The following is an 11,784-nucleotide window of genomic DNA, read 5'->3' as shown; positions in this document are numbered from 1 at the left end:
GATTAAACGATTTAATTGTGATTTTTTTCAAAATTAGTAATTATGTTTGAAACAAATACCAAATCTTGTTCCAAAATTCATAATATCTACTACAATCGGTAGAAATAATTTGTTTTTATAAAAATTAATATTTTACATTCTATGAAATACCTGCCTGTTAATGAACGGTTATTTACAATTAATAGAAAAAATTTCGTTTCACGAATAAAATCAAACTCTATAGCGATATTTCACTCCAATGACGAATATCCGAGGAGTGGTGACCAAAGTTTCATATTTAAGCAAAATCCGGATTTTTATTACCTCACGGGCATAGATCAGGAGCAAAGTATATTGATACTGTACCCCGATTGTCCTAATCACCAATACAGAGAAGTACTTTTTTTAAGACAAACCAACGAACATATTGCAGTTTGGGAGGGGCATAAATATACTAAAGAAGAAGCACGCAAGGCATCGGGCATTGAGCATATTTATTGGCTGCATGAATATGATACTATTTTACATACTATTATTAATTATGCCGATAATATATACATAAATACCAATGAGAATGACCGTTATGCGCATACGGTGCCATACCGCGACCTACGATTCCTTGAAACTTTACGCCAAAAATACCCGCTTCATCATTATGAGCGTTCGGCCCCTATACTGCGCGACCTGCGTGTTATAAAGTCGGATATTGAGATTGAGCTTACCCAAAAAGCGTGTGATATAACAAACGATGCTTTTAAACGCGTACTAAAATTTGTACAGCCCGGCGTTACCGAATATGAGATAGAAGCCGAAATAACACACGAGTTTTTAAGGCAGCGCGCAACCGGCCATGCTTACAACCCTATTATTGCATCGGGCAAAAATGCTATCGTTTTACATTATATAGATAATAACCAGGTGTGTAAAGACGGCGATGTAATATTATTTGACTGGGCTGCCGAGTATGCAAACTATAATGCCGATATGAGCCGCTCTATACCTGTTAACGGCCGCTTTACCAAACGCCAGCGCGATGTATATGACGCTGTATTGCGTGTAATGCGCGCCGCTACAAAAATGCTTGTTGCCGGCACCGTATGGAACGATTACCACGATGAGGTAGGCAAAATAATGACCGGCGAACTAATTGATCTTGGCCTGCTGAAAAAGCATGAGGTGGAAAAACAAGACCCTAAAATGCCATTGTATAAAAAGTATTTTATGCACGGCACATCGCATCATTTAGGTTTGGATGTGCACGATTACGCCAGCCGTTACAAACCGTTTGAAGTGGGTAATATCCTTACCTGTGAACCGGGCATCTATATCCCTGAAGAAGGCTTAGGCATCCGTTTGGAGAACGATATACTAATAACCAAAGATGGCAACCGCGATTTAATGGCTAACATACCTATCGAAGCAGAAGAGATTGAAGAGTTGATGAACTCGAAATAGTGAGTGGTTGATTAAGTGAGCAGTTAACCATTCACTTAATCAACCTATTTAACTACTCACTCAATGTAGTTGGATGCAAACCTGTAAATATTAAAATCAGGTTTTTGTAAAGCTTTAGCAATATCCTGCTGAAGCTTTTTCTTATCTATACCCGCCATTTTATTTTGCTGGATAATATTGTAAACCTTTTGGGTAAGCAGCAGTTCGCGGCGGCTGTTTGTTATTTTAGGGTTAGCTAATATGAAATCTGTAATGGCATCAATCCCCTCATTTTTTGAAGCAACTGTTTTAAATATCGGCACCTTATTTTCCTTGCTCTGCTGCAGTATTTTTTTAAGGTTGTTAATAAACAGATCGGCGCCTTCTCTATCTGCCTTGTTAATGATAAAGGCGTCAGCAATTTCCATCAATCCCGATTTGATGTTCTGGATCTCATCCCCGGCCTCGGGCACAAGCATTACGAAGGTAATATCGGCAAGGCCGGCAATTTCTACTTCCGATTGGCCTACGCCAACCGTTTCTACTATAACATGATCAAAACCCGATGCTTTGAGTACATCCGTCATCTCGATGGTTTTGGCTGACAGCCCACCCAGCGACCCCCTTGTTGCCAGCGAACGGATAAAAACATCAGGGTGGTTAAAATGCGAAGCCATGCGGATCCTGTCTCCCAGCAGCGAACCAAAGTTAAAGGGCGAGGTTGGATCTATAGCCAACACGGCAACCTTTTTACCTTGTTGCACCAGGTTATTTATAATAGCGTTAACCAGTGTGCTTTTACCTGCACCCGGTGGGCCTGTTATACCCGTTACAGGTATTTGTATATTAAAGGTAAGGCTTTTTAACAGGTCAGCAGCGCCGGCAAGGTTATTCTCAACAATAGTTAAAGCGCGGGCTACCGAGCGGAAGTTGGTACAGGTAGGTATAATATGTTGTGTAGCGCCGGCCATTGTATGTTGTTGTAAAGAAACAAAAATACACGTTAATTAATCGACGCATAATAATATAAAATGAGCGGGCATAGATAATTATATTTGCAGGCAATATATACCTATTATTATAATGAAGGTTTCGGGGTTCACATTTATACGTAATGCTGTAAAAAACGACTATCCTGTTGTTGAAGCGATCACATCTATACTATCCATATGTGATGAGTTTGTAGTGGCCCTTGGCGATAGCGATGACGATACTGAAAAACTGATAACCGATATAAACTCACCCAAAATAAAGATCATACACACCGTATGGGACACAAGTATACGCGATGGGGGCAAAGTTTTTGCCGACGAGACCGATAAGGCATTTAATGCGATATCGCCAGATAGTGATTGGGCATTTTATATCCAGGGAGATGAGGTGGTGCATGAAAAATACCTGCCTGTAATAAAGCAGGAGATGCGGGATAACCTTACTGACACCAAAGTTAAAGGATTGTTATTTAAATATCTGCATTTCTACGGGTCGTATGATTATTACGGGCATTCGCGCAGGTGGTACAGGCGCGAGATAAGGATTGTGCGTAATAATAAAAACATACACTCCTACCGCGATGCGCAAGGATTTAGATGGGCCAACAACCGTAAGATACAGGTAAAACTGATCGACGCCTATATTTATCATTACGGGTGGGTTAAACCACCGGCTGGCCTGGCAAATAAGTTGCGCAATTTTAACCGCTTTTATCATGATGATGAGTGGATGTCACAAAACCTGCCTGAAACTTTTACGTTTGATTACAGCCATAAGAACCCCGACAGACTGGTGCATTTTACCGGCACCCATCCTGCAGTAATGCAAAAGCGACTGGCAGCCACCAACTGGAGTTTGGATATCGACTTAAAGGAGCTGGATAAGAAAATGAGTTTCAGGCGCAAGCTGCTACAAAAAATAGAAGACCTTACCGGCTGGCGGGTTAGCGAATACAGGAATTATAGGATGATTAAGTAAAAGAATTGCGCAGAAACACCTATTTCTGTTATTTCCATTTTAAGCACTCCTCATATAGTTGCAGGTATTGTGAAGCTGCATTATCCCATGAGAATTTTTCTGCTTGTTTAATTATGTCCTGAACAGGCAATCTTAATTCATAATCTTTCATACCTGATGTAAAAACATCTTGCATATGTTCGGGTTCAAAATTCTCGAAGTAATAAGCTACATCTCCACCAACTTCGGGGAGGGATGTTTTTTTTGCAAGAAAAACCGGCTTTCCAAAATGCATGGCCTCAATTACCGGTAAACCAAAGCCTTCCGCTTTTGATGGAAAAACAAATGCGGTGCAATTCTTAAAATACCAGCTTTTATCTAAATCACTTACCGGCCCAACAATATGTAGCCTATCCAGGCAATTGTATTTTATAGCTTCTTCTATGATGGTTTGTTTGTGAGGTGTTTCTATGCCGGCTATCACTAACTCATAAGAGTTTCCCTTAAGCAATGCAGGCAATAAGTGAAAGCCCTTTTGAACCGATAGCAACCCTATTGTAAACAAAAATGGCCTTGGAGGTATATTTACAGGGCTATAATCATCGGGTACGGATAGTTTGTCGGCGCCATTATAAATAACACTTATTTTGTTTTTTGCTTCCGGGAAGTAATGTCTCAGATCGTCAGCTACAAACTCTGATATCGCAACTACTTTATCAACATCTGAAATGAATTGTCTCAATTTATCAAGGTACACCTTAATCCTGTGCGGTTTGCTGAATTTTAAATGAACTTTGTTCATATCATGAACCGTCATAATTTTAACTGCGTTAACCTTATGTGGTCTCAAGCGACAATTTTGATCTGAAAGATGAACAATGTCAAATTTATTTCTGTGGCGAAAGAATAATTTATCAAGTTTAGATAAAATGTATATTTTCACTTTATTGTCAAACCGGTAGCTGGTACGCTTATGCAGATAGAAACTTAAATTAAACCTATTCCTGTTATTTATAATAAGCGCATTTCCTAAGCCTTTGCCAAAATAAAAGTATCCGCAATTATCATCCTTCATCGAGTCAAAAGTTACCAGCACAGACGGAGTATACATTATATAAGATTTTGTTATTAATTAATCCGATAAAAATAAGAATACTTATATCATATAAAAGACAGAATTGAGAAGCACAATAGCCAGCAATGGAGCCAATTTGCTATGATTTAATTGTGAATAGTTAGCTTGGGGTATTTTTATATCCTTGGGTTTTTATCGCCTTTTATCTTTGACTTAATCATCCTGAAGATATATCTCGACCAGATCTTAAAGCCAAAGTTTTTCAGTATCAATCCCGATTTATCTTTCGCAAAAGGTACATCTATCTGTGTGCCCGATATGCCTGTATGGTTAAAATTTGCTATCAGGTGATCTTTATATAAAAAATGATAGGCCTTATCGCTATATAGGTTCAGGTTGAATGCAAAATCGGCAGAGATACGGTATTTAGTATCGAAATTGTGCCCGGCAAAAATACTTGCAGGGTATATCATAGCCTGATGATAGATACCAACCTTGGCAAATTGGTATGTTGATAACTCACCCGATCTCTTTGCCCCCTCAGCCCAAACGTTACTGTAATATATGGCGCTGTTATCTTTAAGGTCATAGGCCAGGTCAGAAAACCCCGGTAAAAGGGCATCATCGGCGCCTAAAAAATACACCCATTTACCGGTAGCTTTTTTGGTAGCCTTGTTCATGGCGTCGTAAATGCCGCTATCCGGTTCGCTTTTCCAATAGCCTATCCGGCTGCTGTTTGCCTCCAGGATAGCTACGGTATCATCTGTGCTTTTGCCGTCAATAACAACAATCTCTATGTTTGGGTAGGTTTGTTTGTAAATGCTATCCAGGCAAGCCTGTAAAGTTGCCGCTGCGTTGTAGGTAACTATTATTACCGATACCTTATCGGCAGTACTATCAACGTTTAAACTTTTTTGGCCTGTCAGCATTCTATAATGATTACTTATATTTGCCCGCTACGGGCGGTTGCGCAAAATAATTATTTTTTATCCTAATAGCCGCTTTGTAAAAGCATTTAAATACATAACCATACATGACCGATAATAAAGCGCTTCCAAAAATTTCTGTAATAATTGTAACGCTTAATGTTGCCGATACCCTGCAGGCCTGCCTGGATAGTATTTATGCGCAGCTTTATCCAAATATCGAGATTGTGGTGATGGATGCAGTTAGTACCGACGGTACAGTTGATATTTTAAAAGCCAATGATGATAAAATTACCTTATGGCGCAGTGAGAAGGATGGCGGTATTTACGACGCCATGAACAAAGCGCTTGACTACACCACCGGCGAATGGGTGTATTTTTTAGGCGCCGATGATGTGTTGTTTGCGGATTATTCTAAACTGGCGTACCAACTGTCGGATGCCAATACTATATATTATGCCAATGTATTATTAAGGGATAAAAAGTATAGGGGTAAAGTAACCTCTTACCAGCACGCAAAAGGTACTATATGCCATCAGGCCATGATTTATCCGAAGCATGTTTTTGATAAATACAGGTTTAACACAAAATATCGCCTTTCGGCAGATCATGTATTAAACATGCAGTGCTGGAAAGATAAAAGCATACATTTTAAATATGTGGATCTTATTATCGCTAATTTTAACCACACCGGCGCATCCTCTAAACCCGACAAAGTTTTTATAGCAGACCAAGCGGGGCTGATTCGCGAGAACCATGGCTTTATACCCTGGTTGAGGTTTGTAATACGGCAATATCGCAACCGTAAAAAAGTTATACCCGAATCTTACAACTAAACTGATGATGAGATAATGGATATAAAAAATCGCAACCTGTTCAGGATATCCCGGTTTATACTTTTAAAACTGCCAAAGTTCTTCAGGTTTCTTTCCCGCTTCAGGCCCACTCGTAAACACCTGTTGTTTATAAAAACTGATGCCATTGGCGATTATATCCTTTTCAGGAACTTTATTGAAATAACAAAACGGTCGGAAAAATACAAAGACTATCGCATTGATATTTTAGGGCACCCCATTTGGCGCGATGTTGTTTCAAGCTACGACAAGGAATTTTTAAACGCCGCTTATTTTACCAATCCACGGGGCCTTTATGAAGCGCCGCTCACAGCATTTAAATTAGCCCTGCGCCTGTTTTTAAACAATTACGAAGTTGTACTGCAACCCGCCTACACGCGTATTTTTGCAACAGACGGGCTTGCCGCATTAACAGCCGCTAAACATATTATTGGTTACCAGAGCGATCATGAAGGGATAGAACCGCGGCATAAAAGTAAAACGGATGCATTTTACACACAAATGCTGCTTTTGCCTGCAGAGGTTTATTTTGAATTTCATCGAAACAGATTTTTTTTTGAAAGCGTTTTAAATGAACGCATTGCTATAAATGTACCATCAATAACAACAGGTATCAACTCAAAAAAGGGTATAGCTATATTACCCGGTGCGGGTGCCTTTAAGCGGGGGTGGGAACGGGAGAAATTTTTGCAACTCATCAAGCTTATCAAACAGCACACCACACAACCTATATACCTGATAGGCGGTCCCGCAGAAGTTGCCGCCGGCGATTACTTAATGGAAAACCTTGCCGATGGCAGCGTTGAAAATTTTATCAATAAAACCTCCCTGCCGCAGCTCATCGAAAAAATTGCCGGCTCGGCACTACTTATAGCAAATGAAACAGGTGCCATACATATTGCTGTTGCTACACAAACACCATCGGTTTGTATACTGGGCGGCGGCCATTTTGAGCGTTTTGCACCATACCCAAATGATGTTGCCTTTGGCCCTGTTTGCATTTACGAAAAGCTACCTTGTTACTACTGTAACTGGGATTGTATTTTTAATACTGCACCAACAGATCCATTCCCGTGCATATCTGGCATTAGCCTCGAAAAAGTTTGGGCAAAGGTACTGCCACTATTACCGCATAATAGTAATTGATTAATTACCGTTAACTTTGCATCTATTATATTTTTAAATGAAAACTTATTTCCGTTTATTATCTTTTGCAAAGCCAATTGGAAAATTTGCGATACCATATGTAATAACAACCCTGTTAACAGTAATATTCAGCACGCTTACTTTAGCGCTATCATCTCCGTTACTAAAAACGCTTTTCATAGATAAGCAGGCCACCCATATCGTAAAACTGGGAGAAAGGCCATCGATCTTTTTACATACTATTGATGCATTTAATTACTATGTGCAATGGATGCTAAACAATTACGGCGCATGGGGGGCATTGCAATTTGTTTGCGCTACCATAATAATATCGGCTTTATTAGGCAATTTTTTCAGATATCTGTCACAACGGATTATGGAAAATTTAAGGGTGTATACTCTCTTAAATTTGCGCCGGACGGTATTTAATAATGTAATGAGCCTGCACCTTGGGTATTTCAGCAATGAGCGTAAAGGGGATATTATTTCAAAAATAGCATCGGATGTACAGGTTGTGCAGTATTCGGTTACCGGCACTTTACAGGTCGTTTTTAAAGAACCCCTAACGCTTATTGCTTACATGATAGGATTATTCCTTATATCGGTAAAGCTTACTTTTTTTTCCCTGCTAATTATTCCGATTTCTGCGTTTGTAATATCGCGGATAGTAAAGCGCTTAAAACATCAGGCCGCAGCATCGCTGAAAACATATGGAAACATGATAAGCTATCTTGATGAGGCACTGTCGGGGATAAAAATCATTAAGGCGTTTAATGCTACCGGTTTTATAAAGGATAAGTTTGATAAAGAAAACACACGTTACTCGTCCATCACCCGGGCCATGGCAAAAAGGCAGCAGTTGGCTTCTCCAGTATCTGAATTTTTTGGTATTACAATGGTTGCCGGCATTTTACTTTATGGCGGGCACCTTATCTTCACAAAAGACACCGCTTTTTTAAAGCCCGAAAACTTTATTACTTATATTGCCTTGTTTTCGCAAGTAATGCGCCCGGCCAAAGCCATATCAGACTCTTTTAGTAACATCCACCAGGGAATTGCCGCCGGCGAACGTGTGCTGAGCCTGATAGATGAAAAACCTTTAATAACCGATTCGCCCAACGCAGTTACTGTTGCCGGGTTTAATGATGCTATCCGGTTTGAGGATGTATCATTTGCCTACCAGGAAAAAACGGTTTTAAACCATATTAACCTGGTAGTACCTAAAGGCAAAACTGTAGCGCTGGTTGGCCCGTCGGGTGGTGGTAAATCAACCATGATGGACCTGATACCACGCTTTATGGATCCGCAACAGGGTAGTATAACCGTTGATGGTAAAAACATTAAAGATGTTACTGCCGATTCGTTACGTAACCTGATGGGAGTTGTTAACCAGGATTCGGTTTTGTTTAACGATACCATTTTTAACAACATCGCCTTTGGTAAAACAGATGCCAAACGCGAGGATGTTGAAGCCGCTGCGCGCATTGCAAACGCCCACAACTTCATCCTGGAAACTGAGAACGGATACGAAACCAACGTTGGCGACCGGGGTACAAAATTATCCGGGGGGCAAAGGCAGCGCATCTGTATTGCACGCGCGGTTTTAAATAACCCACCTATTATGTTGTTAGATGAAGCAACGTCTGCATTAGATACCGAATCAGAAAAGCTGGTGCAGGATGCCCTTAACAACCTGATGAAGAACCGTACCTCATTAGTAATAGCCCACCGTTTAAGCACCATACAAAATGCCGATATTATTGCGGTGTTAGAAAATGGCAAGTTAATAGAACAGGGTACGCATATGGAGCTGATAAACCATAACGGTGTTTACCGTAAACTTATTGATATGCAAACTTTTAGCGAAGGTTAATATTAAGGTATGGCTCACGTAATCATCACAACTGCAAATATCCCTGAAGGATACGAGAACAGGAAAGCGCAGTATATCGAATCGATAGAAGCATGTTTAAAGTATTCGCACCTGTTCAGTTCCTATTGTATCCTGGAGTGTGTATCGGCCAATGAAGATTACCTGAACCAATACAATACCTATTACAGTAATGAAGGTAATATTTATGCCAATAAAGGGTTAAATGAAATGAACCATTTGCGGGCTTATTTAAAGCAGTCTTCATTTCCCGGCAATGAGTCCATCATCAAACTATCGGGCAAGTATTTGATTGAAGAACCATATTTTTTTGAGAAAGTAACAGAACTGGAAAACGAGTTTGACAGCATGTTTAAAAATGATAATGATGTATACGTGGGTAACGGATACCATACGTTTTTTTATTACATGAAAAAAAAGCTGTTTATTGATATTGCCGATAGCCTTGACTACTCAAACGATAATGGCAGGCCTATTGAGTGGGATGTTAAAGAATATTTAATGGTAAACAGCAGGCATATAGAAATAGACAGGCTGGGCCTGATGGCCCGGCAAGGGCCAAATTCCGAAAAAGTATTTCACTGTTAAAGGCATAACCCAATTATTGATGACATCAATACCCATCATTTTTTTTCACTACGGTAACCCCAATTACTTAAAGTACAGCCTTAAGCAAGCCAGGTTTTTTAACCCCCATTGTGAGATTTATTTACTGGGCGATAAAAAGAACGATCGGTATGATTTTTTAACACATATACAGGCAAGTAACTACCAAAAAGAAGCTGACGCATTTGCCGCCATATATAAACACAGGTCATCTAATGGCGAGCATTACGAATTGAATTGCTTTTTGCGATGGTTTTATATTTGTGCTTTTTGCAAAGAAAATAATTTCGGGAAATTTATTTACCTTGATTCTGATGTATTGCTTTATGAAGATATAAGTAAAATGCTGCCTTTTTTTGAGCATAGTACAATTGCCAACACTTGCGATACAATAGGGGTGCCCGCATTTACCTATTTTAATGGATATAAGGCGATTAATGATTTTTGTAACTTCCTGCTGTACTCCTATACCAATAGTAAAGCTATACAAACTGTACAGGAGCTGTATGAGCCCTTCGTTAAAGACCCCACCATAATGGGCGGGATAAGTGATATGACGTTATTTCATATCTACTTCCAGGAGCATCCCGCAGAAACCATGAAGATCAACCTTATAAATAACAATCTGGCAATTGATATTTGCATCAATAATCCCGATGGGTACGAGATGGAAAACGGGATGAAAAAAATTTACTGGCAAAACAACTTGCCTTATGGTAAAGACGTAGCCACACATAAATTGGTAAGGTTTGCATCGCTGCATTACCAGGGCCATGCTAAAGATGTTATACGCCGGCATTACAAAGCAAACGGCTATGTATTGCATCGCTTATGGGAATCCCTTAAAATTAAAGCCAGGTTTAAAAAGATCAAAACAAGTATTAAAGCTTTGGTTAAATAAACATATTTGTAAAATGAACGCCCCCGATAACCTCATATACAAAACAAAGTCCCCCGTATTATTCATCATATTTAACAGGCCGGACACCACTCAGCGGGTTTTTGAAAAAATAAAGGAAGCACAACCTTCCAGGCTTTATGTAGCTGCCGATGGCCCGCGTGCCGACAGGCCGGCAGAACCGGAGATGTGTGAACAGGCAAGGGCCATCATTAAACAGGTTAACTGGCCTTGTGAGGTTAAAACACTTTTCCGCGAAAGTAACCTTGGGTGCAAAGAAGCGGTATCATCAGGTATTACATGGTTTTTTGAGCAGGAAGAAGAGGGTATAATATTAGAGGATGATTGCCTGCCTGCTAATGACTTTTTTAGGTATTGCGATACCATGCTGGAGCGCTACAGGCATGATACCCGCATACGCCATATTGGTGGCTGCAACCTGCAGCAAGGCCAAAAATGGGGCAATGCCAGTTATTACTTCTCAAACATGACACACGTGTGGGGGTGGGCCGGCTGGCGCAGGGTTTGGAAAGATTACGATAAAGAACTAAGCCCTTACCATTCAAACGAAGTAAGGCCCCAATTAGAAACAATTTTTAACGATAGATTTATTGTTGATACATGGGAAGAGTTTTTCAATTATATGAAAGCAGATAAAATTGATACCTGGGATTTTCAACTGGCCTTTTTAAACTTTTTTAACAATAGCTTATCTACAATCCCTAATGTTAACCTTATCTCCAATATTGGCTTTGGCGAAAACTCAACCCATACTACAGATCCGGATAGCTTAAACGCAAATTTACCTTTAGGTACACTTGGCGAAATAACACATCCCTTATACGTATTGCCACAAAAAGGTGCCGACCTGTTTACGCTGCGTTATGATTTTAACATCGAAGCCCGGTGGCGAAAATATAATCATCCGCGGTATAAAGCAAAGCGGTGGTTTAAAGGGTTGTTTAAATAGCAAAAGCCACCCTGATTGCTCAGGATGGCCTTAAATGCATCAATAGTAAATTCTT

The 11,784-nt window shown here is 40.0% G+C and carries 11 protein-coding genes; 8 read left to right on the top strand and 3 right to left on the bottom strand.

Features of this window, described 5'->3' with window-relative positions; genetic code table 11:
• The first annotated feature begins 141 nt into the window (after positions 1 to 141).
• Positions 142 to 1,434, top strand: coding sequence for an aminopeptidase P family protein (locus tag IDJ75_RS09475; protein WP_191175384.1), 1,293 nt, complete (start codon positions 142 to 144; stop codon positions 1,432 to 1,434).
• Between the two features lie 56 nt (positions 1,435 to 1,490).
• Here the strand turns inward: IDJ75_RS09475 and meaB are convergent, their stop codons facing one another.
• Positions 1,491 to 2,384 (bottom strand): methylmalonyl Co-A mutase-associated GTPase MeaB, encoded by an 894-nt coding sequence (gene meaB / locus IDJ75_RS09470; protein WP_191175383.1) that lies wholly within the window; start codon positions 2,382 to 2,384, stop codon positions 1,491 to 1,493.
• A gap of 112 nt (positions 2,385 to 2,496) precedes the next feature.
• Here meaB and IDJ75_RS09465 point away from each other — a divergent pair, with 112 nt between their 5' ends.
• Positions 2,497 to 3,384 carry a glycosyltransferase family protein gene (locus tag IDJ75_RS09465; protein ID WP_191175382.1) on the top strand — a complete coding sequence of 296 codons (888 nt, stop codon included), beginning with the start codon at positions 2,497 to 2,499 and terminating at the stop codon, positions 3,382 to 3,384.
• Between the two features lie 28 nt (positions 3,385 to 3,412).
• Here the strand turns inward: IDJ75_RS09465 and IDJ75_RS09460 are convergent, their stop codons facing one another.
• Positions 3,413 to 4,306 (bottom strand): glycosyltransferase family 4 protein, encoded by an 894-nt coding sequence (locus tag IDJ75_RS09460; protein WP_191175381.1) that lies wholly within the window; start codon positions 4,304 to 4,306, stop codon positions 3,413 to 3,415.
• A gap of 308 nt (positions 4,307 to 4,614) precedes the next feature.
• On the bottom strand, positions 4,615 to 5,367 hold the full coding sequence (locus IDJ75_RS09455; RefSeq protein WP_191175380.1) for a glycosyltransferase family 2 protein: 753 nt from the start codon (positions 5,365 to 5,367) through the stop codon (positions 4,615 to 4,617).
• A gap of 104 nt (positions 5,368 to 5,471) precedes the next feature.
• On the opposite strand from IDJ75_RS09455, the gene IDJ75_RS09450 reads away from it, so the two are divergent.
• Genes IDJ75_RS09450 through IDJ75_RS09425 form a run of 6 tightly spaced genes read left to right on the top strand, consistent with a single transcriptional unit; the run spans position 5,472 to position 11,729 of the window.
• Positions 5,472 to 6,200 (top strand): glycosyltransferase family 2 protein, encoded by a 729-nt coding sequence (locus tag IDJ75_RS09450; RefSeq protein WP_191175379.1) that lies wholly within the window; start codon positions 5,472 to 5,474, stop codon positions 6,198 to 6,200.
• Positions 6,201 to 6,215: 15 nt separating this feature from the next.
• Entirely contained in the window at positions 6,216 to 7,364 is a 1,149-nt protein-coding gene (locus IDJ75_RS09445) for a glycosyltransferase family 9 protein (RefSeq protein ID WP_191175378.1), read from the top strand.
• A 37-nt stretch (positions 7,365 to 7,401) separates the two neighbouring features.
• Entirely contained in the window at positions 7,402 to 9,237 is a 1,836-nt protein-coding gene (locus IDJ75_RS09440; protein ID WP_191175377.1) for an ABC transporter ATP-binding protein, read from the top strand.
• A 9-nt stretch (positions 9,238 to 9,246) separates the two neighbouring features.
• On the top strand, positions 9,247 to 9,843 hold the full coding sequence (locus tag IDJ75_RS09435; protein WP_191175376.1) for a hypothetical protein: 597 nt from the start codon (positions 9,247 to 9,249) through the stop codon (positions 9,841 to 9,843).
• A 19-nt stretch (positions 9,844 to 9,862) separates the two neighbouring features.
• A complete protein-coding gene (locus IDJ75_RS09430) occupies positions 9,863 to 10,762 on the top strand; it encodes a hypothetical protein (RefSeq protein ID WP_191175375.1) in 900 nt (299 codons plus the stop codon).
• 13 nt (positions 10,763 to 10,775) lie between these two features.
• Positions 10,776 to 11,729, top strand: coding sequence for a nucleotide-diphospho-sugar transferase (locus IDJ75_RS09425; protein WP_191175374.1), 954 nt, complete (start codon positions 10,776 to 10,778; stop codon positions 11,727 to 11,729).
• Positions 11,730 to 11,784 lie beyond the last annotated feature (55 nt).

Source organism: Mucilaginibacter rigui (genome assembly GCF_014773275.1).
GTDB classification, from domain to species: domain Bacteria; phylum Bacteroidota; class Bacteroidia; order Sphingobacteriales; family Sphingobacteriaceae; genus Mucilaginibacter; species Mucilaginibacter rigui_A.
This window is presented reverse-complemented; position numbering and strand designations above follow the sequence as displayed.

Coding starts and splice junctions, on each gene's coding strand:
- IDJ75_RS09430 (WP_191175375.1), top strand. CDS start 9,863: ATGACATCAATACCCATCATTTTTTTTCACTACGGTAACCCCAATTAC.
- IDJ75_RS09440 (WP_191175377.1), top strand. CDS start 7,402: ATGAAAACTTATTTCCGTTTATTATCTTTTGCAAAGCCAATTGGAAAA.
- IDJ75_RS09465 (WP_191175382.1), top strand. CDS start 2,497: ATGAAGGTTTCGGGGTTCACATTTATACGTAATGCTGTAAAAAACGAC.
- IDJ75_RS09425 (WP_191175374.1), top strand. CDS start 10,776: ATGAACGCCCCCGATAACCTCATATACAAAACAAAGTCCCCCGTATTA.
- IDJ75_RS09455 (WP_191175380.1), bottom strand. CDS start 5,367: ATGCTGACAGGCCAAAAAAGTTTAAACGTTGATAGTACTGCCGATAAG.
- IDJ75_RS09435 (WP_191175376.1), top strand. CDS start 9,247: ATGGCTCACGTAATCATCACAACTGCAAATATCCCTGAAGGATACGAG.
- IDJ75_RS09445 (WP_191175378.1), top strand. CDS start 6,216: ATGGATATAAAAAATCGCAACCTGTTCAGGATATCCCGGTTTATACTT.
- IDJ75_RS09475 (WP_191175384.1), top strand. CDS start 142: ATGAAATACCTGCCTGTTAATGAACGGTTATTTACAATTAATAGAAAA.
- IDJ75_RS09450 (WP_191175379.1), top strand. CDS start 5,472: ATGACCGATAATAAAGCGCTTCCAAAAATTTCTGTAATAATTGTAACG.
- meaB (WP_191175383.1), bottom strand. CDS start 2,384: ATGGCCGGCGCTACACAACATATTATACCTACCTGTACCAACTTCCGC.